We start from the raw sequence: 26,226 nt of genomic DNA, 5'->3' as shown, positions 1-26,226 counted from the left end.
CCCTCTAATGACTGACCCCGCGAGCGCCGGCACGGGCGCGCGCGACCCGGACGCCCTGATCGCCCGCGCCGGCCTGCGCGGCGACCCGAACCGTGACCAGCACTTCCTCGTCGACGACCGCGTGCTCGACCGCCTGCCGGGCTACCTCCCGGAGGGGACCGACGCGAGTCACCTGCTGGAGGTCGGGGCCGGGACGGGCGCGCTCACCGACCGGCTGCTCGCCGTCGCGGATCGGGTGACGGCCGTCGAGCGCGACCCACGGTTGGCGGCCTTCCTCCGCGAGGAGTTCGCCGGCGAGATCGACGCGGGCCGGCTGACCGTGATCGAGGGCGACGCGCTCGACGTGGACCTCCCCGCCGACGCCACCGCGTCCGTCTCGAACCTCCCCTACGGCGTCTCCTCGGAGATCGCGTTCCGGCTCCTGCCGACGGGGACCCCGCTCGTGCTCATGTTCCAGCGGGAGTTCGCGGAGCGGATGGCCGCCGAGCCGGGGACGCCCGAGTACGGCCGCCTGTCGGTGACGGCGGGCCACTACGCCGACGTGGCGGTGGTCGAACCCGTCCCCAGGGGGGCGTTCGATCCCGCGCCGGCGGTCGAGAGCGCCGTCGTGCGCGCCGTCCCGCGCGATCCCGACTACGCCGTACCCGACGACGAGTTCTTCCTGCGGTTCGTGACGGCGGCCTTCACCCAGCGCCGGAAGACGATGCGCAACGCGATCCGGAACACCGCCCACATCTCGAAGCTTGACGATCCGAAGGCGGTCGTCGCCGCCGCGGACGAGGCGCTGATGGGGAAGCGCGCGGGCGAGGTGACGCCGGCGGAGTTCGCGCACCTCTCCCGGCTCGCCTGGGAGGTGGGCGACCCGGCGGAGCGGGAATGACGGACCTCTACGAGGAGCGCGGCGGGGCGCAGGTCTACCAGCCCGCGGAGGACTCGGACCTCCTCGCGCGGGCGGCCGCGCGACGGCTCGGCCGCGACGAGCGGATCCTCGACGTGGGGACGGGGTCGGGGTACGTCGCGGCGACGGTCGCGGCGGCGACCGGCGCGCGGGTGATCGGCGCGGACGTCAGCCCCCTCGCCGTCCGCGAGGCGCGCGAGCGCGGCGTTCCGGTCGTCCGCGCGAACCTCCTCGACCCGTTCCGGGACGGCGCGTTCGACGCGGTGCTGTTCAACCCGCCGTACCTCCCGACGGACCCGGAGGCGGAGTGGGACGACTGGATGGAGCGCGCGCTGTCGGGCGGTCCGGACGGACGGCGCGTTATCGACCCGTTCCTGGCCGACGTGCGGCGCATCCTCCGCCCCGACGGGCGCGTCTTCCTGCTCGCCAGTTCGCTCACCGACGTCGAGGCCGTCCGGGAGACCGCCCGGGAGAGCGGCCTCGACGGCGAGGTGATCGCGGAGGAGTCGTTCCCGTTCGAACGGCTCGTGGTGCTCGAACTGGTCCCGACCTGACCCGCCGGTGGCGTCGATCCGAGTCCTCGGGGAATTACTCACACGCATTTACCAAATGAGTAATTATTATCACCGGGGATGCCGTAGCCCGGACCGATGACCGAGCGCATCGCGACGACGACGGGGCTGTTTCCGCTCCCCGACCACGCGAAGTCGACGCTCTCTGACCTCAAGGGTCACCAGAAGGACGACCTGATATCGGGGGACGAGGGTGACGACATCGTCGAGGAGTACGACCGAGTTCGAGCCGAGGTGGTAGAGCGCCAGCGGGCGGCGGGCCTCGACCGCATCGTGGAGGGCCAACTGCGGTGGGACGACATGCTCGCCCACCCGCTGTGCGTCCACGAGAACGTGGAGACGCGGGGCATCGTGCGCTACTACGACAACAACAACTTCTACCGCGAGCCGGTGGTGCGCGGCGACCTCTCGTTCAGTGGCGACGTCGCGTCCGACCTCGAGAAGACCGCGGCGCTCGCGGGCGACGAGGCGCTGCAGGCGGTCCTCCCCGGGCCGTACTCGCTCGCCGACCTCGCCACGGACGAGCACTACGGCGACGAGGCGGCGTTCCTCGACGCCGTGGCCGACTTCCTCGTCGGGGAGGTAGAGGCGTTCCCCGAGGTCGAGACGCTCCTCCTCCTCGAACCGTCGCTCGTCGAGCACGCGCCCGGCGACGGGACGGACGCCCGCGCGAGCGAGGCTATCGACCGCGTCGCGGGCGCGACCGACGCGGACGTGATCGTCCACGCGTTCTACGGCGCGCTCACGGAGAAGGTCCACGCGCACCTGCTCGACGCCGACGTCGACGCCGTGGGCTACGACTTCGTGAACGATCACGACCGGAACCTCTACAACATCAACGAGTACGGCACCACGGACGACGTCGCCCTCGGGTTCGTCGACGGGCAGAACACGAAGGTGGAGTCGTCCGACCTCATCCGCGAGCGCGTCGAGTGGGTCGAGGAGAGCACCCCCGGCGCGTCGTTCGAGCGGACCTATCTGCTGCCGAACACCGAGACGTTCTACCTGCCGGTGAACCGCTTCGAGGAGAAGCTCGACGCCCTCGGCGCGGCCGTCGCCGAGGAGGAGGTGACCGCATGAGTACGAACACGCGAGAGCAGTTCCGACCGCCGAACCACCCCAACGAGCACTTCATCCTGACGACGGTCGTCGGGAGCTACCCCAAGCCCAAGTGGCTGAACCGCGCCCGCGACCTCTACCACGGCGACCTCGACGTGACGGCCGCGGACCGCGCGAGCGACGAGCCCCGCGGGGGCTTCGACGTCGACGTGGACTTCGACGAGCGCAACTGGCAGGAGGCGAAGGACGACGCCTCGCGGCTCATCACGCTCGAACACGAGCGCGCGGGGCTCGACGCGGTCGTCGACGGCGAGATGCGGCGCAACGAGATGGTCGAGTACTTCGCCCACCGCATCGCCGGCTACGAGTTCAACGGCCCCGTCAAGGTGTGGGGGCACAACTACTTCGACAAGCCGAGCGTCGTCGACGCGGTCGAGTACGACGAGACCTGGCTCGTCGAGGAGTTCGAGTTCACGAACGAGGTCGCCAGTCGGCCCGTGAAGGTGCCCATCACCGGCCCGTACACGCTCGCTAACTGGTCGTTCAACGAGCACTACGACGACGGGGAGGCCCTCGCCTACGCGCTCGCGGAACTCGTCAACCTCGAGGTCGAGAAGCTGGTCGAGGCGGGCGCGCGGTACGTCCAGATCGACGAACCCGCCCTCGCGACGACGCCCGACGACCACGCCATCGTGGGGGAGTGTCTGGAACTCATCGCCGACGGCATCCCCGACGACGTGCGCCTCGGCCTGCACGTCTGCTACGGCGACTACTCGCGCATCTACCCCGAGATCCTCGACTACCCCATCCACGAGTTCGACGTCGAGCTGTGCAACGGCGACTACGAGCAGATCGACGTGTTCTCCGAGCACGAGTTCACGAAGGACCTCGCGCTGGGCGTCGTGGACGCGCATGTCGCGGAGGTCGAACCGGTCTCGCGGATCAAGGAGAACGTGAAGCGCGGGTTCGAGGTCGTCCCTCCCGAGCGCCTCACCGTCTCGCCGGACTGCGGGCTGAAGCTCCTGCCCCGCAAGGTCGCCTACGGCAAGATGGAGAACATGGTGACGGCCACCCGCGAGGTCGAGGCCGAACTCGACGCGGGCGAGATCGAGATCGGCGAGGCGGTCTCGAAGGCCGACTAGGTCGGGCGCGTCGGTTCCTCGCCTCTCCCTCCGGATCACCACCGCCGACCGCCCGCTCGTTTTTACCTCGCGCTCGCCAAACGCGTACCATGGACTCCCAGGACCTCCACCCGGCTGTCGAGACGGCCGCCGAGGACATCGCCTCGATGGAGATCCGCGGTGCGGCGGCCATCGCCGCGACCGCGGCGGCGGCCCTCCGCGCGCAGGCCGAGGCGAGCGACGCCGAGACGCCGGAGGCCTTCCGCGCGGAGTTGCTGGCCGCGGCCCGACGGCTCCGCGAGACGCGCCCCACCGCCGTGAGCCTCCCGAACGCCATCCGGTACGTCGCGAGTCGGACGGAGGGGGACTCCGTCCCCGCGCTCCGCGAGAGCGTCGTCGTGAGCACGACGGCGTTCGAAGCGCGCCTCGAACGCGCCCAGTCGGAACTCGGGCGCGTCGGAGCGAACCGCCTCCAGAACGGCGACACGATCATGACGCACTGTCACTCGACGGACGCGCTCGCGTGCGTCGAGGCGGCGGTCGAGGGAGGGAAGGAGCTGTCGGCGTTCGTGAAGGAGACGCGGCCGCGCCAGCAGGGCCACATCACGGCCCGCGCGCTCGCCGAACTGGGCGTCTCCGTCACGCTCATCGTCGACAGCGCCGCCCGCCACTACCTCGACGAGGCCGACCACGTCCTCGTCGGCGCGGACTCCATCGCCGCCGACGGGAGCGTCATCAACAAGATCGGCACGAGCGGCCTGGCGGTGAACGCCCGCGAGCGGGGCGTCCCCGTCGTGGTCGCCGCCCAGACGATCAAGCTCCACCCGGAGACGCTGACCGGCCACACGGTCGAGATCGAGACCCGCGACGAGCGGGAGGTCGTCGACGACGAGGCGCGCGCCGGGATCGGCGACGTGGCGGTCGCGAACCCCGCGTTCGACGTGACGCCCCCGCGGTACGTCGACGCGATCGTCACCGAGAGCGGTCAGTTCCCTCCCGAGAGCGTCGTGACGCTCATGCGGGAACTGTTCGGCGAGGAGCACCGCGATCCGTGGCTGGACGCGGGCGTGCCGTAGTTCGGGTGAGGTTTTTATCGCTGGGCGTCGGAGTTGCGGGGCATGCGTCGCGTTCTCTGTGCCGGTCACGTGAACTGGGACGTGACACTTCGCGTCGACGACCTCCCCGAGCGCGACGGCGAAGCGCGCATCGAACAGCGCCGCGGCGCGGGCGGCGGGAGCGCCGCCAACGTCGCCTGCGCGCTCGCCGGACTCGGGGTCGACGCGGCGCTCTTCGGGAGCGTGGGCGACGACGACCCGGGCCGTCTCGCCCGGCGGGAGCTCGAGACCGCGGGCGTGGACTGCCGGCACCTCGTCGAGACCGACGGATCCACCGCCGTCAAGTACCTCGTGGTCGACGGCGACGGCGAGGTGGTGGTCCTCGGCAGCGACGGCGCGAACGAGGCGTTCGCGCCCGACGACCTCGCCCCGGGCGCGATACGCCGGGTCGACCACCTCCACCTGACGGGCCAGCGCCCCGAGACAGCCGCTCGCCTCGCCGACAGGGCCCGCGAAGCCGACGCCACGGTCAGCTTCGACCCCGGGCGTCGACTCTGCGTGCGCGACTACTCGGCGACGCTCGAACGGGCCGACGTCGTCTTCCTGAACGAGCGCGAGGCGGACGCGCTCGCCGACGCGCTCTCGAGCGACGCGAGGGGCTGGCTCGACGCGACCGTCCTCGTCGTCACCCAGGGGGCCGGCGGCGCGCGGGTCCGGACGGCCGGCGACCGCTATCGCCACCCGGGGTACGACGTCACCCCGATCGACACGACGGGGGCCGGCGACGCCTTCGCCGCCGGGTTCCTCGCGGCGTGCGACGGCGGCCTCCCCGAGGGCGGGCGGGGATACGAGCGGGCGCTGGCGGCGGCGAACGCCTGTGGCGCGCTCGCCTCGACGGTCACTGGCGCGCGCGCCGACCTCTCGGCTGACGACGTCCGGACGCTCGTGGCGGGCTGAACTCGCGGGCGACCCGCCGCCCTCCCCGGGCACGACGGTCGCGGTCGCCCCGTCGCGGTTCGCCTACCGCGGCGTCTCCGTCCCCCACTTCTCGATCGCCACGGCGAGTTCGGGGTAGTCCTCCGCGTACTCCTCCAGCGGGATCCCCTCTACGGTGGCGTCGATCGACTGCCGGAGGGCCTTCGCGCCGGCGGCCGTGCCGTCGGGGTGGCCGTGGACGCCGCCGCCGGCCTGGACGCAGATGTTCGTGCCGCAGCGCTCGATGAGCTCGGGGACGAGTCCGGGGTGGAGACCGCCGGAGGCCGTCGGGAGCACGTCGTTCAGGCCGTAGAGGTCCGCGTAGAGCCACTCGTTGATCCCGACCGTGTCCTCGTTCTCCAGTTTGCCGAGGTCGGCGGTGCCGGTGTGGAGCTGATCTGCTCCGCAGAGGCGGGCGATCTGTGCGAGCACGCGCATCGAGACCCCGTGGCTGGGGACGCGGTCGAACGCGGCGTGCATCGCGCGGTGGGCGTGGATGGCGAGGCCGAGTTCCGCACAGCGTTCGCGGACGGTCTGGACGGCGGCCCACCCGGTCGTGATCACGTCGACCATGACGTACTCGCCGCCCGCCGCCGCGACCGCGTCGGCGCGTTCGAGCATCGTGTTCGCGTCGGCGGTGACGTTCACGAGGTAGCTCTTTCGCTCGCCGGTCTCCTCCTCGGCGCGGTCGCGGGCGTCGAGGCTCTCCGTGAGCCGGTCGTGGAACGGGTTGAACGACTGGTCGGTGAGGTTCTCGTCGTCCTTCAGGAGGTCGATGCCGCCCACCCACGCGTCGTAGCCCACCCCCGCGTGCTGCTCGGTGGAGAGGCCGACCTTCGGCTTCGGGACCGTCGCCGTGATCGGGCGGTTGGGCGCGTCGAAGATCTCCGTGCGGACGCTCGTGCCGAACCCCGGCCCCGGGAAGGAGGTGGCGAGCGGTTCGGGCCACTCGCAGTCGAGCAGGCGGATGCGCTCGACCGCCTTCATCCCCATGATGTTCCCCGCGATGCAGGAGAGCACCTGCGCCATGCTGCCGGGCTCGAACAGCTCCTCCGGATAGGCGACGCGGATCTCGTCGCCGTCGATCGCGAAGGCCGTGGCGCTGAGGTCGGTGACCGACCCTTCGACCTGCAACTCGGCCCACGTCCCGTTCGAACTCTCGGAGGCGACGCGGCTCGCGGCCGCCTCCATCGACATGTCGGCGGCGGGTTCGACGCGGAACGCGCAGACGAGATCCGAATCCGCGGGGTCGTACTCCAGGTCGAGGAAGTCCTCGTACGTGATTCCCGGCATGCCCCGTGAGTTCGTCGGGCGGGGTTATAAAGTTCAGAGGGGGTTCGGTCGCGGCGGCGCGGCGAATGCAGTGGGCGCGGCGGTCGCGGCGGGCGCGACCCTCAGGTCGCGATCATCACGTCGCTCGCCTTCACGACGGCCGTCACCTCGTCGCCCTCCGCGATGCCGAGGCGCTCGACCGAGTCGCTGGTGATCGTCGCCGCCACCTCGTTCCCGTCGACGTCGACGACGACCTCCGCTATCGGCCCCTGTGTGGTGATCGACCGGACGGTTCCTCGCAGCCTGTTTCGGGCGCTGAGTGCCATGCCAGCGCGGAGCTACGCGGGCGACGGTGAAAAGCGGTCGCGGCTACTCGGGTGACCGTGCCAGACGCGAGAACGTGAGCGGCGGGTGGTCCCCACGCCGTCACCGCCACGGGTTCGAGACGAGTTCGCCGTGGACGTCGCTGCCGACGCGGAGCCGGCAGTCGCTCCGCGGTTCCGCGACGCACGCGAGGACGTAGCCGTCCTCCCGGTGGCGCGGCTTCAGCGCGCGCGGCTCCCGGCGGTGCTCGACCCGCCCGTCGAGCAGCCGCGCGGTGCAGGTGGCGCACGCGCCGGTGAGACAGCCGAACGGGAGGCCGACGCCCCCGCGCTCGGCCGCCTCGATCACGGTCTCGTCGGGTTCGCTCTCGATGCTCTCAGTCCGTCCGTCGTTCCATTCGAGCGTGATACGGTAGGTTTCCATGGCCTCGTGGATGCGCGCTGTCCGTTCTACGTCCTGGCGGACTGGAAGGGCGAGCGCTCTCCGGGAAGTCCGACCCCGTAAGCACCGCAGACGCGCGAACGGAGGGAGCGGGTCGAGGAGCACAGCGTGGGTCGCATGACTGGAGAGCACGAGGGCTTCCCCTCGTCCCCCGGTTCGAGTCCGAATCGCACGATGATATTAGTTCCTCGTCACAGCCAGACGTCGCTCGTGCAGTCGCCGTCGGGCCAGCGGATCTCGTGGGCGCGGGCGGGACCGGCCGGCATGTCGCCGAAGTCCACCAGGAAGTCCCGGTCGAGTTCCATCGTCCCCTTTCGCGGGTTCACGTCCGCCTTCAGCATCACCGACCCCTCCTCGCCCTCGTCGGGGTAGAACTGGTTGTCCCACGTGGAGTAGAGCGACGTGGTCCAGTAGAGGCGCTCGCCGTCGAGGCTCAGCTGGAGCATCTGCGGGCCGCCGTGGACGGCGCGCTCGCCCTCGATGGGGTGGCGCGGGCCGAAGTGCCCGCCGGCCCAGATCTGATCGGCGAGCCGCGGGTTCGCCGGGTCCGAGACGTCGTACATGCGGACGTCGCCGTGGAGCCAGTTCGAGAAGAACAGGTAGCGGTCGTCCATCGACACCAGCAGGTCGGTCACGAGGCCGGGGACGGGCATGTCCCAGTCGTCGTGCTCGCGCGGTTCGACGTCGATGACCTTGTCCGCGCGCCACTCCCCGCGGTCTTCGTGGAAATGAAACACGTTCGAGGAGAGCGCCGCGCCGACGTACCCGTGGGTCGAGACCGGCGAGTGGAGAAAGCGCACCTCGAGTGGGATCATCCCCTCCTCGCCGAGGTCGATGGTCTGCTCGACCGTCCGGTTCTCCCAGTCCCAGACGTGGAGCTTCCGGCCGTACTTGCCCGCCTCCACGTCCTCCAGGTCGAATCCGGGGTAGTAGGTCTTCGGCGCGGCCCACTCCGAGGAGATCATGACGTTGTGCCGGGGCTGGTACCAGTAGTCGTAGTTCATCTCGATCTCACCCGGGGCGTCCCAGCGCCCCTCGACCTCGAAGTCGTCGTTGAGTTCGAGGAAGCCCCCCGGCAACTCGCCGTTCCGGTCGCCGAGCATGCTGATGAGGATCTTCCCGTCGGGGATGCAGTGGACGGTGTGTGGCGCGCTCAGGTCGTGCTCGAACACCTCCTCGGGCTCGATCACCTTCACGAGTTCGGGGTTCCGCCGGTCCTTCGTGTCGACGACGTGGAGGCGCGAGGAGCGCTGCCCGGGAACGATCAGGTGCTGGCGTTCGAGCCCCTCGACGTGGCAGGACGACGAGCAGGCGTTCCAGCCGAAGTGGTGGAGTTCGTCACCCCTGTTGGGCATCTCGACGCGGTCGATCACCTCGCCGTAGGTCGACGAGTCGGGGTCCACGTCCACGACCCCGAGGAAGTCCGGCGCGTCCACGTCCGTGCCGACGTACAGTCCGATGACGTAGGCGACCTCCTCCGGCTCCGACTCCTCGATGGCCGCCTGCGGAGTGACGTACCCCGGTCCCTCGTGGTGGTGATGGTGGTGCTCGTGGGCGTCGGTTGCAGGGTTGTCAGCATCGCTCATGGTCGATCAGGGTTTGGCGCACGAGGGGGAGAGGGGTGTGTTTCCGGCATGTATTGCCGTTACTCCGCTCGGCCGCGGCGCTACAGCGCCCCCACGACCCGCTCGGTCGAGGCCGTCCCCTCGACGTCGACCCATCCCGAGCCGTTCACCTCGCGCGCCTGCGCCGGGCCGAACTCGTACTCGCCGGTCGCTCCCGGTCCCTCGGGTGCCTCGGCGTAGTAGACGACGTCCGCGTCTGACGTCGGGGGAACGTCGAAGTAGACGTGCTGGTAGCCGTCCGGCGCGCCGTCGGCGTCGACGTACTCGGGGCCGCTGTCGCCGGTCCCGGTCACGGTCCACTCGGCGGGAACGCGGTCGCGCAGGCGGATCGGCCGGTCCGCGCTCGCGGTGAGTCGAATCCGGTTCGTCCGCCCGCCGTGCCACGTGCTCCCGTCGTCGCTGCGCGTCCCGTCCACGGCGAGCGGTTCCCGCGTCGCGTCGCCCGGGCGGAGCTGCGTCGGCTCCCCGTCGGCCGTCTTCGCGAGCGCGAACGAGTCCACGACGGTCCCGTCGAGCGCGACGTACTCGCCCTCGATCCGGCGCTCCGAGAACGAGAGCCGGACGATCCCGTAGCGGTCGCTGTCGCGAAACGCCGTCCACTCGGGCGGTTCGTCGTGCCGGAAGCCGTAGTGGCCCGAGCCGCCGGTCCCGTTCACGACGTACGTCGTCCCGACCTCGCCCGCGGTCTCGCCGACGATCGGCTTCGAGCGCTCGTAGGAGTGGTTGTGTCCCGCCAGCACGAGATCGACGCCGTACTCGTCGAACAGCGGCCCCCAGAGGTCCCTGAGGTCCTCCCGGGCGGCGTGGTCGCCGTCGGTCCAGAGGCTGCTGTGAAAGTAGACGACCGTCCACGTTACCGCAGGATCGTCGCGGGCGTCCTCGAGCGTCTCCTCGACGTACGCCCGCTGTCGCTCGTTGTAGAGGTACGACTCGTCGGTGTAGCAGCGCGTGTCCTGAAACGGGAGGAACTCCTCGCCGCGGGCGAGGTCGCCGCAGGCGTCCGCGGAGGTGTTGAGCCCGACGAACAGCGCGTTGCCGTACCGGAAGTCGTACCACCGCCGCTTCGAGCCGAGGTCTGGCAGGCCGGGGTCGCGGAAGGGCATGAGCCGGTTGAGCCGCCCGTCGTACTGGGCGAACCCCTGTCCGGGCTCCTTCTCGTGGTTACCGGGGACGGTCAGGAACGGGGTCGTCGCGTAGAAGTCCTCGAAGGCGCGGAAGTACTCGTCCCACGTGTAGGGAAAGCCGTTGGCGTAGGCGATGTCGCCGACGCCGAGGTGGAAGGCCGGGTCGAACTCCCGCGCCCGGTCGACGATCCGTACGGGGCCGTCGTCGTCCGCGCGCTGGGCGGGGTTGCGGTCGTCCGCGATGCCGTGGTCCGCGACCATCGACACCCGGAAGTCGGTCCCGTCCTCGGGGGCCGTCCGGAACGCGAAGGTCGCCGACCGTTCGTCGCCGACGACGGCCCGGTAGTCGTACGCCGTGTCGGGCGTCAGTCCCTCGATCGTCGCGTCGTAGGCGACGAGGTCCTCCCCCGGGAGGACCGTCGCGTTCGCCTCGACGGCCGCCGAGAGGTCGCCGCCGCGCTCGCCGTACTCGACGCGGGCGTCGAACGTCCCGCCGGCCGTCCAGCCGACCGAGGCCGAGCGCTGCGGGTCCGGGCCGTACGCGACGTGTACGCCGGTCGGCGCGCCGCCGATCGCGCCCCTGGCCACCCCCGCCGACGTGGGAAACGCCGGCGCGAGGCTCCCCGCCGCGACCGTGGCGACCCCCCGGAGGAGGTCGCGGCGGTCGAACCCGTCGTCGCCGCCGCCCGAGCCCCCGTCGCTCACAGCCCGTCACCTCCCTCGGGGCTGCCGAAGGCGTCCGGGCCGTCCGGCGGGACGTCGCCGTCCCCGCCGGTGACCCCCGACGCGTCGCCGACGAGCGAGTCGAGGCGGTTCCGCCGGTACTCGCGCAACTCGACGCTGCCGCTCGGAACGCGGTAGCTCCCGAGGAGCGTCTTCGGCGCGTCGGCGGAGTCGATCGTCCGATCGACCCCGTAGGCGGTGTACAGGCACGCGTCGGGGGTCACGGTCACCGTGCAGTAGCCCCAGCGGCTGCTGTTGAACCACTCGACCCACGGGTTCTGCGACCGGACGGCGAGGTCGACCGCCTCCTCCGTCTCGTCGGCGGGGAGCTTTCCGGCGGCGGCGAGGTTGTCGCTCGTCACGCCGGGGGCCATGAACTCGACGCCGACGCGCTCGTCGGGCTCGGGCAGGCGGAGCGTCTGGCGGACGCTCTCGTAGTCCTCGAGGAGGTAGGAGGCGACGTAGGAGTGCATGTCGCCGGTGAGCGCGACGACGTTCCGTACGTCGGCCCCCCGGAGCTGACCCATCACGTGCCGCCGCTCGTGCTCGTAGCCGTCCCAGGCGTCGTAGTTGAGGTAGAACGACGCCTCGCCCGCGTTGGTCGTCTTGAGCGCCGCGTTGAGCACCTCGTTACCCCACAGCTTCCAGGTCGCCGGCGACTCGACGAGCCCGTTCACGAACCACTGGCGCTGCTCGCGTCCGAGCATCGTCCGGCCCGGGTCCTCGGTCGCGTCGGTCGGCGGGACGCCCGTGTCGCGCCGACCGAAGGCGTCCTCGGGCGGCGGCGACCGGTAGAGCCGCTCGTCGGTGACGAACAGCTCCGCCAGGTCGCCGAAGCGGATCGACCGGTAGAGCCGGAAGTCCTCCTGGATCGCGTCGGGCGCGAGTTCGTCCCCGTCCCCCGCCGGTTCGTACTGGATTCGGTTCGGGACGTACTCGCTGAGCGCCCTGATCCCCTCGACGTAGAGCCGGCGCATGAACGCCGGGTCGTCGCCCCGGGGGTGGCTCTCGGTCTCCGGGGCGTCCGCCTCGTAGTTCCACCACCGGTTGTTGACGATCTCGTGGTCGTCCCACGTGTGGATCAGCGTGTGCCGTTCGAGCGCCCGCCGGAGGTGCTCGTCGCTCCGGTACGTCCGGTGGAGGTGCCGGAAGTCGGCCAGCCCGTGGGCCACCGACTCCCCGCTCGGCAGGCGGACGTCCCGCCCCGGCTGTCTGCCCTCGCCCGCGTACTCGTAGAGGAAGTCCCCGAGGTGGAGGAGGTAGTCCACCTCCTCGTCGGCGACGTGCGCGAACGCGCCGAAGTAGCCGTGCAGGTAGTTGTTGCAGCTACAGACGGCCAGCCGGAGTTCCTCCGGACTCGCGTCCGGCTCGGGCAGCGTCCGACACCGTCCCACGGGGCTGGCGACGCCGTCGTAGACGAACCGGTAGAACAGGTGTCGATCCGCGACGAGTTCGCCGTCGAGGTCAGCCTTCACCGTGTAGTCGGCGTCGGGTCCGACCGCCGAATCGGGGACGACGCCCCGGTAGATCACGTCGGAGAACGACCCGTCGGTCGCCACCTCGACCGCCATCGGCGTCCCGGGCTCGTACGCCGCCGGCGCGAGCCGCGTCCACGCGATGACGCCGCTCGGCGTCGGCCCGCCGCTCGCGACCGACTGGGGGAAGACCGCCCCGCCGTCCGTTCGCTCGACCGCGAACGCGTCCCGCTCGCGCCCCGTCGGTCGGGTCGGCTCGACGGCCGTCGCGGCCGCCCCCTCGCCGACGAGCGCCGCGAGCGCGCCGCCGACCGTCGTCGCACCCGCCGCGCGCAACACCGCCCGCCGCGTCGAGCGGGTCCTCGCCCGTCCGTCTCGCTCCGCCTCGGTGTCCATGCCCCGCGTCGAGAACCGCCGGGAGTAATAATTTCTCCCCAAATAATAAGGGAACTATGACACTATACCGCTACGGAGTACTACGGTGTGAAGAAGTCCCGACCGACGAACTGATCTGCTCCGGGGACGGCCCGCGTGGGCGTGGCAGTTTTCGACGGCCCGCGCCACGCGCCTGGACGTGACTAGAGAGCGCCGTCGCTAGGGGCGTGACGCGGACGCAGAACGAAGACCGCGACTCGAGTCGACTTACTCGTACAGCCAGGTCTCGTCGCTTCGCTCGTAGTCGAGGAGTTCGTCCTCGTCGAAGAAGAGGTCGATCTCGCGCTCGTTGGACCCCTCCTCGGTGTCCGAACCGTGGATGACGTTCCGACCGAGGTCGAGTCCGAAGTCGCCGCGGACGGTGCCCGGTGCGGACTCGGCGGGGTCGGTCTCGCCCATCATCGTCCGGACCTGCGCGACCGCGTCCTGTCCCTCCCAGACCATCGCCATTACGGGCCCGGAGGTGATGAAGGAGACGAGGTCGCCGAAGAAGGGCTTGTCCTCGTGCTCGCCGTAGTGGCGCTCGGCGAGGTCGCGGTCGATCCGCACGAACTTCGCGCCGACTAGCTTCAGCCCGCGGTCCTCGAAGCGGGAGACGATCTCGCCGATCAGCCCGCGCTGGACGCCGTCGGGTTTGACCATCACGAAGGTGCGTTCGGTCTCCGTCATTCCTCCGCGTCCTCCCGCGCCTCGGAGGGCGACTCGGTCTCGACTTCTGCCGTCTCGACGTCGGCGTCCGCCATCTCGTCGGCCGTCTCGGCCTTCTCCTCGCTGACGGCGTCCTCGGCGTCCTCGGCGTCCTCCGCCACCTCGAGGTCGGGGGAGCGATCGACGTCCTCGGCGGTGTCCTGGGACATCCGGTCGGTCGTCTCCGCCTCGGGCTCGGGGGCGACCTCCTCCTCGTCGACCTCCTCGACGTCCTCCTGGGAGCCGACGGTCTGCTGCTTTCGGGCGGCGTGCTCGCGCCGCCCGGCCTCGGTCCACTCGAGGTCGCGCGCCTCGCGGCCCATGAAGTAGTTCTTCTCGGCCTTCGAGTCCTTGAAGTGCAGCACGGTTCCGTCGTTACGGACGTACATGATGCCCGTTCCGGGCTCGATCTCCTCGCCGCTGAAATCGCAGGTACGCGTCCGGGGCATCACTGACCTCCGATGGAGTCGGCCTCGCGGGCGGTCTCGCGCAGCTGGAGGACGTCGCCCACGCGGACCGGCCCGAGCACGTTTCGCGCGATGATGCGACCCTGATTTTCGCCGGAGCGGATGCGACACTTGACCTGCATGGCCTCGCCGTGCATGCCGGTCTTGCCGACGATCTCGATGACCTCGGCGGCGGTCGCACCGTCGTTACCCTCTGCGCTCATTTACCTGAGCTCCGAGAGTTTCCCGGCGATGTCGTCCACATCGCCGCTGGCCTCGCCGGCGTCGACGATGGCCGCGGCCGCGCTGCCGACCTCCAGCCCGGCGGCGTGACCGATCTCGTCCTGCGTCTCGACGAACAGGAACGGGACCTCCTTCTCGTCGCACAGCTCGGGGAGGTGCATGACGACCTCCTCGGGCTGGACGTCCTCGGCGATGTAGACGAGCGCCGCGTTGCCTCGCTCGACGGCCTTGGTCGTCTCGTTGGTACCTTTCTTTACCGAACCGGTGTCCCGGGCGACCTCGAGCGCCTCGATGGCGTCGTCTTCGAGGTCCGCGGGAACGTCGAAATCAACGTATACTGGCATGATGGATCACTCCCGCGTGTGGGCTCGCGCTCCCTCGCCTCGTGCGACGGGTGGACGACGTAGCGTCCGATCGACCCTCGCACAGTACCGACTCGCGTCGGCGTGAGTCCCTGACTGGGAGCATCATCAACCCCACGCAGGCTGTACACCCGATTACTGTTGCCCCACATTTAAGCGCTTCCGAACGCGCTCGCCCCGTGGGACTGTGACGCAAGCGCTCTCGCGTCAGTTTTCGGGATCGGACACCTGAACCACTTGCTTTCCAATATTCACTCCGTCGAACAAACCGAGGAACGCGTCCGGCGCGTTCTCCAGTCCCTCCGTGACCGTCTCGCGGTACTGCACGACGCCGTCGGCCACCCAGTGTGCGAGGCGTTCGTTCGCCTCCTCGTAGCGCTCGACGTAGTCCCGCACCAGCACGCCCTCGACGCGGGCGCGCTTGGTGATGAGCTCCCCCAGCTTCCGCGGTCCCGTCGGTCGCTCCTCGGCGTTGTAGAGGGAGATCTGTCCGCAGACGACGACCCTCGCCCTGACCGCGAGGTGGGCGAAGGCGGCGTCCGTGATCGGCCCGCCGACGTTGTCGTAGTAGACGTCGATGCCGTCCGGGCACGCCTCGGCCAGCGCCCCGCGCACGGACTCCGTCTCCCGGTAGTTGATCGCCTCGTCGAAGCCCAGTTCGCCGGTCAGCCAGTGGACCTTCTCGTCGGCCCCCGCGATCCCGACGACGCGACAGCCGGCGTGCTTCGCGATCTGTCCGACGACGGAGCCGACGGCACCGGCCGCCCCCGAGACGACGACCGTGTCGCCCGGCTTCGGCCGCCCCACGTCGAGCAGGCCGAAGTAGGCCGTCCGCCCCGGCATCCCGAGCACGCCGAGCGCGGTCGAGATCGGCGCGCGGTCGGGATCGACCGGGACGAGTTGATCCTCGTCCGCCACGGCGTAGTCCGCCCACCGGAGGTTCCCGTTCACGACGTCGCCCGCCTCCCAGCGGGGGCTGTTCGACTCGACGACCTCGCCGACGACGCCCGCGCGCATCGCCTCGCCGACGTCCCACGGCTCGGCGTAGGACTCCGCGTCGCGCATCCGACCGCGCATGTACGGGTCCACCGACATGTACCGCGTGCGGACAAGCACCTCCCGCGGACCGGGGTCGGGCACCTCGCGCTCGACCATCTCGAAACAGTCCTCCGTGGGTCGCCCGTCGGGGCGCTTCGCCAACAGCCACTGCCGATTCGTCTCCGACATGTCCCGCGAGAGGGACGGGGGGACCGTTACACTGTCGCTCGGACGGGTTTCGCGGGGTCTGGTTCGCGGGCGGGGGCGACCGCAGGACGGATTATCGCCCGCCACCGACGTTCCCCCATGCTCACCTCCCTCGTGCGCTCGCTCCGGGCCGAGGCGCGTCGGGCGAACGAGCGTCGCCTGCTCGCCCTCGCGGGCGGCCACGACGCCTGCCTCGACGCCCTCACCGGCGTCCTCGAGGCGGGCGCGATCGAGGACGCGGTCCTGATCGGCCACCGCGACGTGCGAGGGCTGGCGCGTCACGGGCCGCGTCGCGCCGACGAACTGCTCGGGACGACCCGCGAGTGCGTCGTCGTGGACGCCCACGAGGAGTGCCGCCCCAACGCGCTCGGCCGCGCGGCGGGAGCGGTCGACGGCGGCGGGCTGCTCGTCCTGCTCGCGCCGCCGCTCGACGCGTGGCCCGACCGGCGCGACCGCTTCGACGAGTCGCTCGCCGTCCCGCCGGACGCCCTCGACGACGTGGCGGGGAACTTCCGCCGCCGCCTGGTTCGCCTCCTGCGCCAGCACCCCGGCATCGCGATCGCGGACCCGGAGACGGGAGCCGTCGAGCGCGACGGCCTGACCGATCCGTACCCGGCGCGCGAGCGGGGGACGCCCGCCCCGCCGGCGCGCCACACCTTTCCCGACGCCGCCTACCGCGCCTGCCTCACCGACGACCAGGTCGCGGCGGTCCGGGCGTTCGAGACGCTCCGCGACCCCGACTCGGCGGTCGTCCTCGAGGCCGATCGGGGGCGGGGCAAGTCGAGCGCGGCGGGGCTGGCCGCCGGATCGCTCGCCGCGGTCGGGCGCGACGTGCTCGTCACCGCGCCGTCGCGGGGCGGTGCCGTCGAACTCTTCGCCCGCGCCCGGGAACTGCTCGACGCGCTCGGCGTCCTCGCGGCGGAGGAGGACGGGGCCCTCGCGGCGACGGGGGGCGGGCGCGTCCGCTTCGAGCGCCCCGCCCGCGCGGCGGAACTGCCGGGCGATCCGGACGCGGTGTTCGTCGACGAGGCCGCGGGCCTGTCGGTCGCCCTGCTCGCGTCGTTCCTCGACGGCCCGCCGGTCGGGTTCGCCACGACGGTCCACGGCTACGAGGGCGCGGGACGGGGGTTCTCCGTGCGCTTCCGCGAGCGCCTGGACGCGAGCGACCGCGACGTGACCGACTGCGTGATGCGCGCGCCGATCCGCTACGCCGCGAGCGACCCCGTCGAGCCGTGGCTGTTCCGCGCGCTCCTGCTCGACGCCAACCCGCCGGTCGAACCGCTCGTCGAGGGCGCGACGCCGAGGACGGTCGCCTACGAGCGCCCGACGCCCGGGGACCTGCTCGCCGACGAGCACCGCCTCCGGGAGCTGTTCGGCCTGCTCGTCCTCGCGCACTACCGGACGGAGCCGAACGACCTCGCGCGCCTGCTCGACGCGCCGAACCTGACGACGCGCGTCCTCGCGCACGACGGCCACGTCGTTGCGGTCGCCCTGCTGGCCCGCGAGGGGGGCCTCCCGCCCGCGGTCCGCGAGCGGGCGTACCGCGTCGGGCGCGTCCGGGGGAACATGCTCCCGGACCTCCTGATGGGCCAACTGCGCGACCCGGCGGCGGGCGCGCCGGTCGGCCGGCGGGTGGTCCGCATCGCCGTCCACCCGGCCGTCCGGTCGCGCGGCCTCGGCTCGCACCTGCTCGACCGCGTCCACGCGGAGTTCGGCGACGGGGTCGACTGGTTCGGCGTCAGCTACGGCGCGACGACGCGGCTGCTGTCGTTCTGGCGGGGGAGTGGCTACCGCGTCGTCCACCTCTCGACGACGCGCAACGAGACGAGCGGCGAGCGCTCGGCGGCCATGCTTCGGCCCGCCGCCGGGGCGGAGGGTGCGCGGACCACGAACGGTGCGGACGACGCGAACGACGCGGCCGACGCCCTCCCCGATCGGCACGCGCGCTGGTTCCGTGAGCGGATCGCGGGCGTCCTCTCCGATGCGCTCTCGGATCTCGACCCTGACGTGGTCCGCGCCGCGCTCGCCGCGACCGGCGGCCGGGCGGCGCTCGACCTCGACGACCGCGAGTGGCACCTCGTCGCGGCGGCCGCCTACGGGCCGGGGCAGTTCGACGTGCACCCCGAGCCGTTCCGCCGCCTCGTCGTGAGCGCGCTCACCGACCCCGACCCCGATCCGCCGCTCGACGCCGACGCGGAGCGCCTGCTCGTCCGGCGCGTCCTCCAGGCGCGCGGCTGGCGGGCCGTGGCCGAGGAACTGGGATTCCAGACGCCGAGCGGCGCGCGGCGCGCGGCCGGCCGGGCGTTCCGCGCGCTCTGCGAGCGCTACGGCGGGGACGCGGTCGCCGAGGAGCGGGGGCGGTACGAGTGAGCGAGGCGGTCGCGCTCGCCGCGTTCGCGCTGCTCGTCCTCGGGGTCGTCGGGACGGTCGTCCCCCTCCTCCCGGGGGCGCTCCTCTCGCTCGCGGGGGTGTACCTCTACTGGTGGGGGACGGGCTACGCCGCCCCCGGCCCGGCGGTGCTCGCGGCGCTCACGCTCGTCGGCGTCGCCGCGGTCGCCGTGGACTACTTCGGCGGGGCCATCGCCGCGCGCTCGGGCGGCGCGTCGTGGTGGACGACTGCCCTCGCGGCGACCGCGGGGGTCCTCCTCATGCTCGTCTCGGGACCGTTCGGGCTGCTGGTCGGCGTCGCCGGGACCGTCTTCGTGCTGGAGTACGGCCGCCACCGGGACGCCCGGGAGGGTGCGTGGACGGCGCTCTACGCGACCGTCGGCGTGCTCGCCTCGGCGGTCGTGCAGGCGCTACTGGCGCTGTCGATGCTCGTCGCCATGCTCGCCGTGGCGCTCCTGTGACCGCCCGGCCGCCTCCGGTTCGATCACCGTCCGCTCGGGGATCGGCTCCTCCGCCGGCGCTCGCTTCGCGACGAGCCGCTGGAGCCACGACAGCCGCTCGGTCGGCTCCTTCTCGATGCGCTCGTACTCGATGACGACCGCGCCGTCGGCCTCCGCGATGCGGAAGTAGTTGAGCCGGAACGACGGGCGGTAGACCGACGGGAGCCGGCCGAGCCGCGCCGGGACGCGGACGAGTCGCTTCAGCCACGTGCCGGTGTTGATGACGACGCCCTCGTCCCACCGCAGGAGCGACGCGCGGTGGGTGTGACCGTAGACGAACACCGCCACGTCGGGGTGCTCGGCGAACACCCGGCGCGCGGCCGCCAGGAACGGCTCGTCGCCCTGTCCGACCTGGAGGCCGGACGCGAGCAGGCCGAACCGGCGGACGGTCCTCCGCACGTCGCGGTCGAAGAGCAACAGCGGGACGGCGGCGATCGCGAGGACGACGAGGAGGACGGCGTTGACCGCGACGAGGAGTTCGAGGAAGACGCCCGCGACGCCGAGGTCGCGCGCGAGGAGCGACGGCTCGAAGATCCGCGTCGGGAGCACGCCGACCGCCTCCAGGACCGCGCCGAGGAAGTAGAGGGCGGTCAGGTTAAACAGGAGGAGCAGCGGCGCGACGACGAACCGGAGGTACGGGCTCATCTCCCGGTAGAAGTAGTTGGAGAGGATCCACCGCGGGATCTCCTCCATGGGGGCGACCGACTGGATGTCGCGGGGCCAGTTGTACCGGCTCCGACCCGAGAGGCGGCCCGCCTGCGCGACGATCTTCCGCACGACGAAGTAGCCGACGGGGTTCGCGTGGGGGTTGCCGAAGTCCGGCATCCGGTTGTTCGGGTCGTGCTGCATGCCGTGCTCGATCCAGATCGTCCGGTCGGCGACCTCGCGCGTGACGTGCACCTCCTGTTCGAGTTCGACGTTGTACTCGCGCAGGCGCTCCACGTACTCGGGGTAACACGCCAGTTCGTAGTCGTGGTTCCCGGGGATGACCGTGATCCGGACGTGCTCGCCGGTCGCGCGCAACTGCTCGAACAGCCACGGGTGGTTCTCGACGAGGCGGTCGAACTTCGCGAGCCCCTCGACCTCCGTGAACTCCCACAGCCCGAACAGGTCCCCCAGGACGATCAGCTCGGCGTCGTCGCGTCCCTCCAGTCCGCGCAGGAACTCGGTGAACTCCTCCTCGAAGTCGCACTGCTGGAGCTGCTCGTCGCCCCCGATGTGGAGGTCGCTCACGAAGTAGTACTCCGTCGTCGCACCGTCGCGGCGGGCCGTCACCGTCCCGACGTGCCGCCCCGCGCCACGGGTCTCCGCTCGATCATGGATCGGCATACGACGGACCGTCACTAAATGTCTCTGTAGTCACACGTCTCGGCAGGTCGTCGGCGCGTGACCGTTCGGCGAGGGAGTCCGTCACGTCGCGCGGACGGAAGGACTGATATCGGCGAGGGCGTAGCCGGGGTATGACCGCGTGTAGCGAGGACGGCTGCGAGAACGAGGCGGCGGTTCGGCTCTACGTCCCGTGGGCCGAGGACAGGGACGTCTGTCCGTCCCACGCCCGCGCGCTGGTTCAGCGGGACGGCGTCGTCGCGGAGCCGCTTCCGGGGGCCGAGGAGCGTTGGCGGTGAGCGGAGTTCGAGGCGGAACCCCACGCCGTTAGATCACGGCCAGACGGCCATCATCACCTCGTCTATGTACTCGTCGTCGAGCTTGTAGTGCTTCTCGCGGACGGCCTCCGTCTCCCACCCGCGCGAGTCGAGGAACTCGATCGCCGCCTCGTTCGTCGAGGGGACGCTGTTGTAGACCTTCTCGTAGCCGTGCTCCTTCGCCCACTCCAGGCCGCGTTCGAGCAGGTGGCTCCCGATGCCGTGGCCGCGGTACTCGTCGAGGACGCCGACGGTGAGCTCCGCCGTGTGGCTGAGCTTCTCGATCTCCGGCGCGTGGAGGTGGACCCAGCCGACGACGTCGTCGTTCACCGTGGCGACGAAGAAGATGCGCGACTCGATGTTGTCGTGCCACTGGAGCACGTTCTCGTGGTCCACGACGTTGGCGATGTTCTCGGCGACGATGTACGTCCGTTCCTCGCTGACCGAGCGGATGGCCCCGACGAGCCCCGTGAGGTCCGTCTCGCGGGCCTGTCGGATGACGTAGTCGACGCCTCCCTCGGAGAACTCCTCCTCCGCGCCGCCGTCGAGGCTCACCCGCAGCGAACCGTTTATCTGCTCTACCACGCCGTCGCGCTTCAGGATCGTGACGTGGTGACCGAACGCCGTCGGGTCCATGTTGAGCGCCTCGTGGGCCTCGTCGTAGTCGACGATGCCGTGGTGCTCGATGTACTCGTACACGTCTCGCCGGTCGGTGTGGCCGAACTCGAGTTCGTCAGAGAACCTCATGGCTACTGGTATCACTCCGCATTATCTTAACGATTGTCACTGGGGGCCCCGGATCGAGACGACCGTCGGCCGACGGGGCGGGCCGTCCCGGGGACGCCACCGCTCGCCGACGCTCCTCGCCGCGCACGGACGCTCACTGATTCCCACTGATACCTACCGAGGTGGCACGCGCGTGAGCACGCGCGCCGTGTCCCGGACGTTGTGGGTCCCGACGAGCAGCGTCGCGGCCTCCCGGACGGTGAACTCCGCGTCGAGCGTCGTCCCGTAGCACGCGGCGTAGAGGTCGAGCCACTGGTTCATGGCGCGTTCGAGCGCCGCGAACTCGTCGGGGTGGAACGCGACCGGTTCACCGCCGCCGGTGCGCGCCTCGACGTACAGCGCGACGGCAGGACCGAACCCCTCCCGGAGGTAGCGCATGGCCCGCCGCTCGTCGGGCGGGTCGTCCGGGGGGGCGAACGCCTCGCGGTCGCGCTCCGCGCGCGCTTCGAGCGCCGCGATCCGCTCGGCGTACGGCGAGCGCGTCACCCCTGCTTGAACTCCACGCCCTTCCCACCTCGCGGGTGCTCCCACTCGGTGTCGGCGACGATGGCACAGGTGCCACACTCGACGCAGGGTTGGGTGTCGAGGCTGACGACGCGCTCCTCGCTCCCGTCCGTCTTGATCGTCTCCTCGCGGTAGCAGCCGCCGCCGAAGTCGAGCGCGCTGACCGGGCACGCCGTGACGGCCGCGCCGCTCGCCGCCCAGGAGTTGTCGAGCACGCGGATGTGGGGGTTCCCGACGTCCGTGTCGTAGGTGAGATCGCCGATGCGGTCGGCCAGGCTCGGCGGCTCTACCTCGCTCTCGTCGGTTACCTCCTCGCCGAGTTCCTCCGCGATCACGGTCGGCAGCGTCACGTAGGGCGTCCGCGTGTCGGGGACCGTCATCGCCATGAACGGCGAACTGTACAGGCGTTCGAGCCGGCCGCGCGCCGCGCGCAACCCGAGGCGGCCGACCGACGACTTCAGGACGGTGTCCAGGGCGTCGGTCACCGCGTCGCGCTCGCCGAGCGCGCTCGCCGCCCGATAGCGCCGCGGTCGGAGCTTGTCCATCAGCCCCGTGTCGTGGAGCCGCTCCTCGTACCGCGCGCCCGCCGTCTCCGGTCGGCCGCGGAGCTTCGCCTCGGCGAACGCCTCCGCGGCCAGCGCGCCCGCGGTCACGGCGTGGTTCATGCCCTTGATGATCGGCCCCTGGGCCTGCATCTGCCCGCCGGCGTCGCCGACCAGCACGAGCCGATCGCGGTGCGGTGCCGGGTGCGCCACCTTCTTGGAGTCGGGGACGAGCTTCGCTGAGTACTCGAGTTCCCGGTAGTCGTCGCCCAGCCACCGGGCGAGCAGCGGGTGGGTGAGCAGGTTGTCGAGCAGCTCGTGGGGCTCCGCGCGCTCCTCGACGAGGCTGTCGAGGTGGAACACCGTCCCGATGGACAGCGACTCGGCGTTCGTGTAGAGGAACCCGCCGCCGCGCACGTCGTCGAAGAGGCTGCCCGAGAACAGGTGGGCGACCCCCTCGTCCTCGCGCACGTCGAACCGCTCGGCGATGACCTCGGCGGGCATCTCCGCGACGGCCTTCACGCCCTGGAACCACTCGGAGGGGTCCTCCCAGTCCATCAGGCCGGCGTCGCGCGCGAGTTCGCTGTTCACCCCGTCTGCGGCGACGACGAAGTCGGCCGTGATCGGCTCGATCTCGTCGCAGGTCACCCCGACGACCTTCCCGTCCTCGCGCAGCAGGCCGTTGACCCGCACGTCCGTCAGCAGGCCGCCGCCCGTCTCGCGGGTCCACTCGTGGACGCGGTCGGCCAGCCACGAGTCCATGGGCCGGCGGAGCACCGCGTCGCACCACTCCGTGTCGTGCTCGTGGAGCGAGGTGAGGTCGAAGGTCTTGACCTTGCGCCCCGAGACGTTGTGGAGGTAGTACTCCGTGACCGGCCGCTCTGCGGCCTCCTCCCGGAAGTCCGGGAACAGGTCGTCGACGGTGTAGGGGGCCGACCCCTCGGCGTAGATGAGGCCCCCGGAGACGTTCTTCGACCCCGCGTCGACGCCGCGTTCGAGCACGAGCGTCTCGACGCCCGCGTCGGCCAGCTTCGCGGCCGCGGCGGCACCGCCGGGCCCCGCGCCGACCACGACCGCCTCGTAGTGCTCGTAGTCGTCAGTCACCGCCACCACCTCCGTCGGCGACGGCGGCCGCATCCAGTTCGCCCGTCTCGACCGCCCGTGTGAGCCGCGGGAGCACCTCGAACAGGTCGCCCTCGATGAAGTAGTCCGAGAACTCCCGAATGCGGGCGTTCGGGTCGGTGTTGATCGCGAGGATGGTCTCCGACTCGTCCATTCCGACCTTGTGCTGGACCGCCCCCGAGATGCCCGCGGCGACGTACAGCTTCGGCGCGACCACCTGGCCGGTCTCGCCGATCTGTCGCTCCTCGCGCGTGTACTGCTCGACGTGCCCGTCGAAGTCGTAGGAGCCGGTGACGATGCCGCGAGAGACGCCGACCTCGGCGTCCTCGAACGCGTCCGCGAGGTCGACGGCGAGTTCGATGCCGCGGGTCGGGTCGTCGCCGATCCCCCGCCCCACGGCGACGATGACCTCGTAGCCGGAGAGGTCGATCCCCTCCTCCAGGCGGTCGTGGTCGGTCACCTGCACGCGGAGCCAGCCCTCGTCGAGGGAGAGGTCGTGGGCCACGATCACGCCCTCGCGTTCGGGGTCGGGTTCGGGGACCTCGAAGCTCCCCGGGATCACCGATGCGCCCTGCGGGTGGAACTCGCGGTTGGGGTTGTCGAGACAGAGGATCGTCGAGTACTCGAACCCGGAGAAGTCGGGGCGCTTCATGTGGAGGACGGCCTCGAACTCCTTTTTCTCGCCCGCGACGCCGGTCTTCACGGGGTTCGAGATGACCGTGTTCTCGATGTACAGCCCCGAGCAGTCGCTCGCCAGCCCGGAGTCGAGTTCGGCCTGCACCTGCGCCGAGAGGTCCCGCCCGTTGTTCGTCGCCGGGAAGAGGACGTAGCGGGGTTCGTCGTAGTCGCGCCACTCCTCCTCCGGGCGGTCCTCGCGCCCGTGGGGGTGGCCCGCCCCCCGCGCCATGTCGCAGAATATCTCCGCGTACGGCTTGTGCTGGAACCGGGTCAGCCGCTCGTCCTCGTAGTGAACGACCACGTCCGCGCCGAGCGCGACGCACTCCTCCGCGTGCTCGCTCGCGCCGTCGCCGATGAGCACCGCGACGACCCGCTCGTCCTCGGCGTCGGACTCGTCCGCGAGGTACGTCTCGTTGTAGTCGTCCATCAGCTCCCGCGCCTTCCCGAGCATCTCGCGGGAGACGTCGATGAGCTCGCCCGCCTGCGTCTCGCAGTAGACCCACATGTCGCGGTAGACGCCGCCCTCGAGCGCGCGGACGTGCTTCTTGTCCGCCGTGGGGTGGTCGAGGTCGGGGTGCTTCTCCTCCGGCGTCCGCGCGACGGCCTCTTCCCCCTCCTCGTCCTCCTCGCTCCCCGCGACCGAGTCGATGCGGCGCTGGACGAGCCGTTTGACGCTGTCGCGGTCCTCGCCGCCCTCCTCCTCCTCCAGCAACCGTTCGAGGACCTCCACGTCGTCGACGTTCTGGAGCGCGTTGCCCACGTCGGCGGCGCTCATCTCCGCGAGGTCGAGGTCGTCCGCGTCGGCCTCCTCGTCCTCCTCGTACTTCTCGACGCGGCTCTCGATGAGCGCGACGGCCGCGGGACGGTTCTGTCCCTCCCGCTCCGCGTCGAGGATGGCCTTCAGTTCGACCACGTCCTCCACGTCCTTGATGGCGGGTCCGAGCTCCTGGATGTCGTACTCGCCGGGGTCGAGTTTCGCCACGGTCAGTCACCCCCGGCTTCCGCGCCGCCGGTCGCACCGGCCGCGAGCGGTCGCATCGCGTCGAGCACCTCCTGCATCGCCGACGGATCGTCGGGATCGACCATCGTCGCCTCCCGTTCGGCGGGGGCCTTCGGGATGGGATCGACCGAGGAGACGATGGTGGGCGAGCCGTCGAGCCCGATGTAGTCCGGGTCGAGGTTCAGGTCGACGTGGTCCCACGTCGTCAGGTACTCCTCGTAGTCCCGCGCGCGCTCGCGCGTCTCGGCGCGGAGGTCCTTGAGCGTCAGCCGCTGGCCCGCCGTCCGGTAGGACGGCTCGAACTCGGGGTCGGTGACGACGAACGCCGGCAGCGGCGCTTCGACCGTCTCGATTTCCTCGATGTCGCCCTCGACCAGCCGCTTCGCCCGCACCAGGCGCTCGTCCTCGTCGATATCGAGCGCGACCACGTGCGTGATGATCGGAACGTCGAGGCACCAGCACGTCTGCGGCCCGGTGTGGCCCGTCTCCCCGTCCGCGGTCTTGAAGCCCGCGACCACCAGGTCGGGCATCCCGAGTTTCTCGAGCGCCGTGCCGAGCGTGATCGACGTCGCCCAGGTGTCCGAGGCCGCCAGTTCGCGGTCGGACACCAGGTAGAGGTCGTCAGCGTACACCGACTCCATCCCCTCCCGGAGTACGTCCCCGTACCCCGGCGGTCCCATGCTCATCAGCGACACGCGCCCGCCGTGGCGCACCTTGGTCTGGAGCGCCGCGTGGAGCGCGTGCTTGTCGTTCGGATTCATCACCGTCGGCGTCTTCCCCCGCTCGAGGTGGCCGTCTTCGTCGAACGACACCTGCCCCTCGCGGAAGTCCGGAACTCCCTTCGTGAGAACGACTATGTCCATTGATATCACTCACCTCGTAGATCACTGCCACTAGCTCATAATAGTTCTTTATCGTGTCGGGCTCGAGAGGACGGGTTCTGAGGGCACCGCGGCTAGGCGTGGGCGTGAAACGCCGTTA

General features: G+C 71.0%; 26 protein-coding genes. 9 read left to right on the top strand and 17 right to left on the bottom strand.

The features are described 5' to 3' along the window. The first annotated feature begins 7 nt into the window (after nucleotides 1-7). From P1K31_RS04875 to P1K31_RS04850, 6 genes are all read left to right on the top strand, one after another. Nucleotides 8-880, top strand: coding sequence for a 16S ribosomal RNA methyltransferase A (locus P1K31_RS04875; RefSeq protein WP_276305158.1), 873 nt, complete (start codon nucleotides 8-10; stop codon nucleotides 878-880). After that, nucleotides 877-1,452 (top strand): HemK2/MTQ2 family protein methyltransferase, encoded by a 576-nt coding sequence (locus tag P1K31_RS04870; protein ID WP_276305157.1) that lies wholly within the window; start codon nucleotides 877-879, stop codon nucleotides 1,450-1,452. The genes P1K31_RS04875 and P1K31_RS04870 overlap by 4 nt, the downstream gene beginning before the upstream one ends. Before the next feature lie 96 nt (nucleotides 1,453-1,548). Further along, entirely contained in the window at nucleotides 1,549-2,550 is a 1,002-nt protein-coding gene (locus P1K31_RS04865; protein WP_276305156.1) for a 5-methyltetrahydropteroyltriglutamate--homocysteine methyltransferase, read from the top strand. Further along, nucleotides 2,547-3,671, top strand: a complete 1,125-nt coding sequence (locus P1K31_RS04860) for a methionine synthase (RefSeq protein ID WP_276305155.1) — start codon at nucleotides 2,547-2,549, stop codon at nucleotides 3,669-3,671. The genes P1K31_RS04865 and P1K31_RS04860 overlap by 4 nt, the downstream gene beginning before the upstream one ends. An 89-nt stretch (nucleotides 3,672-3,760) precedes the next feature. Continuing rightward, nucleotides 3,761-4,726, top strand: a complete 966-nt coding sequence (locus P1K31_RS04855; protein WP_276305154.1) for a ribose 1,5-bisphosphate isomerase — start codon at nucleotides 3,761-3,763, stop codon at nucleotides 4,724-4,726. 42 nt (nucleotides 4,727-4,768) lie between these two features. After that, nucleotides 4,769-5,662 (top strand): ATP-dependent ribose-1-phosphate kinase, encoded by an 894-nt coding sequence (locus P1K31_RS04850; RefSeq protein WP_276305153.1) that lies wholly within the window; start codon nucleotides 4,769-4,771, stop codon nucleotides 5,660-5,662. A gap of 63 nt (nucleotides 5,663-5,725) precedes the next feature. Here P1K31_RS04850 and rbcL read toward each other — a convergent pair whose 3' ends face one another. The 11 genes from rbcL to P1K31_RS04795 all read right to left on the bottom strand — a co-directional run bounded on the left by rbcL (nucleotide 5,726) and on the right by P1K31_RS04795 (nucleotide 16,064). Continuing rightward, nucleotides 5,726-6,973: a type III ribulose-bisphosphate carboxylase gene (rbcL, locus tag P1K31_RS04845; RefSeq protein WP_276305152.1), complete on the bottom strand. Its 1,248-nt coding sequence runs from the start codon at nucleotides 6,971-6,973 to the stop codon at nucleotides 5,726-5,728. Nucleotides 6,974-7,074: 101 nt separating this feature from the next. Beyond that, complete coding sequence (locus P1K31_RS04840; RefSeq protein ID WP_276305151.1) at nucleotides 7,075-7,278, bottom strand: TOBE domain-containing protein; 204 nt, start codon at nucleotides 7,276-7,278, stop codon at nucleotides 7,075-7,077. Between the two features lie 100 nt (nucleotides 7,279-7,378). Next, nucleotides 7,379-7,699, bottom strand: a complete 321-nt coding sequence (locus tag P1K31_RS04835; RefSeq protein ID WP_276305150.1) for a 2Fe-2S iron-sulfur cluster-binding protein — start codon at nucleotides 7,697-7,699, stop codon at nucleotides 7,379-7,381. Nucleotides 7,700-7,908: 209 nt separating this feature from the next. Then, nucleotides 7,909-9,303, bottom strand: coding sequence for a selenium-binding protein SBP56-related protein (locus P1K31_RS04830; protein WP_276305149.1), 1,395 nt, complete (start codon nucleotides 9,301-9,303; stop codon nucleotides 7,909-7,911). Between the two features lie 80 nt (nucleotides 9,304-9,383). Beyond that, entirely contained in the window at nucleotides 9,384-11,171 is a 1,788-nt protein-coding gene (locus P1K31_RS04825) for a purple acid phosphatase family protein (protein WP_276305148.1), read from the bottom strand. After that, nucleotides 11,168-13,060: an alkaline phosphatase D family protein gene (locus P1K31_RS04820; RefSeq protein WP_276305147.1), complete on the bottom strand. Its 1,893-nt coding sequence runs from the start codon at nucleotides 13,058-13,060 to the stop codon at nucleotides 11,168-11,170. Before P1K31_RS04820 ends, P1K31_RS04825 begins: the two co-directional genes overlap by 4 nt. 246 nt (nucleotides 13,061-13,306) lie before the next feature. Next, a complete protein-coding gene (ndk, locus tag P1K31_RS04815) occupies nucleotides 13,307-13,768 on the bottom strand; it encodes a nucleoside-diphosphate kinase (protein WP_276305146.1) in 462 nt (153 codons plus the stop codon). Then, the gene (locus P1K31_RS04810) at nucleotides 13,765-14,235 is read right to left on the bottom strand and encodes a 50S ribosomal protein L24e (protein ID WP_276305145.1); all 471 of its coding nucleotides are present in this window, start codon (nucleotides 14,233-14,235) and stop codon (nucleotides 13,765-13,767) included. Before P1K31_RS04810 ends, ndk begins: the two co-directional genes overlap by 4 nt. Next, nucleotides 14,235-14,456 (bottom strand): 30S ribosomal protein S28e, encoded by a 222-nt coding sequence (locus tag P1K31_RS04805; protein ID WP_254544230.1) that lies wholly within the window; start codon nucleotides 14,454-14,456, stop codon nucleotides 14,235-14,237. Before P1K31_RS04805 ends, P1K31_RS04810 begins: the two co-directional genes overlap by 1 nt. Further along, on the bottom strand, nucleotides 14,457-14,819 hold the full coding sequence (rpl7ae, locus tag P1K31_RS04800; RefSeq protein ID WP_276305144.1) for a 50S ribosomal protein L7Ae: 363 nt from the start codon (nucleotides 14,817-14,819) through the stop codon (nucleotides 14,457-14,459). It lies immediately after the preceding gene. 225 nt (nucleotides 14,820-15,044) lie between these two features. Next, complete coding sequence (locus P1K31_RS04795; RefSeq protein WP_276305143.1) at nucleotides 15,045-16,064, bottom strand: NADP-dependent oxidoreductase; 1,020 nt, start codon at nucleotides 16,062-16,064, stop codon at nucleotides 15,045-15,047. A 117-nt stretch (nucleotides 16,065-16,181) separates the two neighbouring features. On the opposite strand from P1K31_RS04795, the gene tmcA reads away from it, so the two are divergent. Together tmcA and P1K31_RS04785 are read left to right on the top strand one after the other, a co-directional pair. Continuing rightward, on the top strand, nucleotides 16,182-18,452 hold the full coding sequence (tmcA, locus tag P1K31_RS04790; protein ID WP_276305142.1) for a tRNA(Met) cytidine acetyltransferase TmcA: 2,271 nt from the start codon (nucleotides 16,182-16,184) through the stop codon (nucleotides 18,450-18,452). Further along, nucleotides 18,449-18,931 carry a DUF456 domain-containing protein gene (locus P1K31_RS04785; protein WP_276305141.1) on the top strand — a complete coding sequence of 161 codons (483 nt, stop codon included), beginning with the start codon at nucleotides 18,449-18,451 and terminating at the stop codon, nucleotides 18,929-18,931. Before tmcA ends, P1K31_RS04785 begins: the two co-directional genes overlap by 4 nt. On the opposite strand, the gene P1K31_RS04780 is transcribed toward P1K31_RS04785, so the two are convergent. Further along, a complete protein-coding gene (locus tag P1K31_RS04780; protein WP_276305140.1) occupies nucleotides 18,881-20,299 on the bottom strand; it encodes a metallophosphoesterase in 1,419 nt (472 codons plus the stop codon). The two genes, P1K31_RS04785 and P1K31_RS04780, sit on opposite strands and share 51 nt — an antisense overlap. A 131-nt stretch (nucleotides 20,300-20,430) precedes the next feature. Between P1K31_RS04780 and P1K31_RS04775 the strand changes: the two genes are divergently transcribed. After that, a complete protein-coding gene (locus P1K31_RS04775) occupies nucleotides 20,431-20,595 on the top strand; it encodes a DUF8014 family protein (protein WP_276305139.1) in 165 nt (54 codons plus the stop codon). A 33-nt stretch (nucleotides 20,596-20,628) separates the two neighbouring features. Here P1K31_RS04775 and P1K31_RS04770 read toward each other — a convergent pair whose 3' ends face one another. The 5 genes from P1K31_RS04770 to P1K31_RS04750 all read right to left on the bottom strand — a co-directional run bounded on the left by P1K31_RS04770 (nucleotide 20,629) and on the right by P1K31_RS04750 (nucleotide 26,108). Beyond that, a complete protein-coding gene (locus P1K31_RS04770; RefSeq protein ID WP_276305138.1) occupies nucleotides 20,629-21,360 on the bottom strand; it encodes a GNAT family N-acetyltransferase in 732 nt (243 codons plus the stop codon). 153 nt (nucleotides 21,361-21,513) lie between these two features. Next, on the bottom strand, nucleotides 21,514-21,885 hold the full coding sequence (locus P1K31_RS04765) for a DUF8055 family protein (protein WP_276305137.1): 372 nt from the start codon (nucleotides 21,883-21,885) through the stop codon (nucleotides 21,514-21,516). Beyond that, the gene (locus P1K31_RS04760) at nucleotides 21,882-23,582 is read right to left on the bottom strand and encodes an FAD-dependent oxidoreductase (protein ID WP_368410836.1); all 1,701 of its coding nucleotides are present in this window, start codon (nucleotides 23,580-23,582) and stop codon (nucleotides 21,882-21,884) included. The genes P1K31_RS04765 and P1K31_RS04760 overlap by 4 nt, the downstream gene beginning before the upstream one ends. Next, a complete protein-coding gene (locus tag P1K31_RS04755) occupies nucleotides 23,542-25,227 on the bottom strand; it encodes an electron transfer flavoprotein subunit alpha/FixB family protein (protein WP_276305135.1) in 1,686 nt (561 codons plus the stop codon). The genes P1K31_RS04760 and P1K31_RS04755 overlap by 41 nt, the downstream gene beginning before the upstream one ends. A gap of 2 nt (nucleotides 25,228-25,229) precedes the next feature. Next, nucleotides 25,230-26,108 carry an electron transfer flavoprotein subunit beta/FixA family protein gene (locus P1K31_RS04750; protein ID WP_276305134.1) on the bottom strand — a complete coding sequence of 293 codons (879 nt, stop codon included), beginning with the start codon at nucleotides 26,106-26,108 and terminating at the stop codon, nucleotides 25,230-25,232. Nucleotides 26,109-26,226 lie beyond the last annotated feature (118 nt).

This window comes from Halomarina halobia, assembly GCF_029338575.1.
Lineage (GTDB): Archaea > Halobacteriota > Halobacteria > Halobacteriales > Haloarculaceae > Halomarina > Halomarina halobia.
This window is presented reverse-complemented; position numbering and strand designations above follow the sequence as displayed.

Bases quoted from the DNA above. Each gene is read 5' to 3' on its own strand.
- P1K31_RS04830 (WP_276305149.1), bottom strand. From the start codon at position 9,303: ATGAGCGATGCTGACAACCCTGCAACCGACGCCCACGAGCACCACCAT.
- rbcL (WP_276305152.1), bottom strand. From the start codon at position 6,973: ATGCCGGGAATCACGTACGAGGACTTCCTCGACCTGGAGTACGACCCC.
- P1K31_RS04775 (WP_276305139.1), top strand. From the start codon at position 20,431: ATGACCGCGTGTAGCGAGGACGGCTGCGAGAACGAGGCGGCGGTTCGG.
- P1K31_RS04840 (WP_276305151.1), bottom strand. From the start codon at position 7,278: ATGGCACTCAGCGCCCGAAACAGGCTGCGAGGAACCGTCCGGTCGATC.
- P1K31_RS04805 (WP_254544230.1), bottom strand. From the start codon at position 14,456: ATGAGCGCAGAGGGTAACGACGGTGCGACCGCCGCCGAGGTCATCGAG.
- P1K31_RS04850 (WP_276305153.1), top strand. From the start codon at position 4,769: ATGCGTCGCGTTCTCTGTGCCGGTCACGTGAACTGGGACGTGACACTT.
- P1K31_RS04810 (WP_276305145.1), bottom strand. From the start codon at position 14,235: ATGCCCCGGACGCGTACCTGCGATTTCAGCGGCGAGGAGATCGAGCCC.
- P1K31_RS04795 (WP_276305143.1), bottom strand. From the start codon at position 16,064: ATGTCGGAGACGAATCGGCAGTGGCTGTTGGCGAAGCGCCCCGACGGG.
- P1K31_RS04750 (WP_276305134.1), bottom strand. From the start codon at position 26,108: ATGGACATAGTCGTTCTCACGAAGGGAGTTCCGGACTTCCGCGAGGGG.
- P1K31_RS04770 (WP_276305138.1), bottom strand. From the start codon at position 21,360: ATGAGGTTCTCTGACGAACTCGAGTTCGGCCACACCGACCGGCGAGAC.
- P1K31_RS04870 (WP_276305157.1), top strand. From the start codon at position 877: ATGACGGACCTCTACGAGGAGCGCGGCGGGGCGCAGGTCTACCAGCCC.
- tmcA (WP_276305142.1), top strand. From the start codon at position 16,182: ATGCTCACCTCCCTCGTGCGCTCGCTCCGGGCCGAGGCGCGTCGGGCG.
- rpl7ae (WP_276305144.1), bottom strand. From the start codon at position 14,819: ATGCCAGTATACGTTGATTTCGACGTTCCCGCGGACCTCGAAGACGAC.
- P1K31_RS04760 (WP_368410836.1), bottom strand. From the start codon at position 23,582: ATGCGGCCGCCGTCGCCGACGGAGGTGGTGGCGGTGACTGACGACTAC.
- P1K31_RS04780 (WP_276305140.1), bottom strand. From the start codon at position 20,299: ATGCCGATCCATGATCGAGCGGAGACCCGTGGCGCGGGGCGGCACGTC.
- P1K31_RS04855 (WP_276305154.1), top strand. From the start codon at position 3,761: ATGGACTCCCAGGACCTCCACCCGGCTGTCGAGACGGCCGCCGAGGAC.
- P1K31_RS04860 (WP_276305155.1), top strand. From the start codon at position 2,547: ATGAGTACGAACACGCGAGAGCAGTTCCGACCGCCGAACCACCCCAAC.
- P1K31_RS04875 (WP_276305158.1), top strand. From the start codon at position 8: ATGACTGACCCCGCGAGCGCCGGCACGGGCGCGCGCGACCCGGACGCC.
- P1K31_RS04835 (WP_276305150.1), bottom strand. From the start codon at position 7,699: ATGGAAACCTACCGTATCACGCTCGAATGGAACGACGGACGGACTGAG.
- P1K31_RS04820 (WP_276305147.1), bottom strand. From the start codon at position 13,060: ATGGACACCGAGGCGGAGCGAGACGGACGGGCGAGGACCCGCTCGACG.
- P1K31_RS04865 (WP_276305156.1), top strand. From the start codon at position 1,549: ATGACCGAGCGCATCGCGACGACGACGGGGCTGTTTCCGCTCCCCGAC.
- ndk (WP_276305146.1), bottom strand. From the start codon at position 13,768: ATGACGGAGACCGAACGCACCTTCGTGATGGTCAAACCCGACGGCGTC.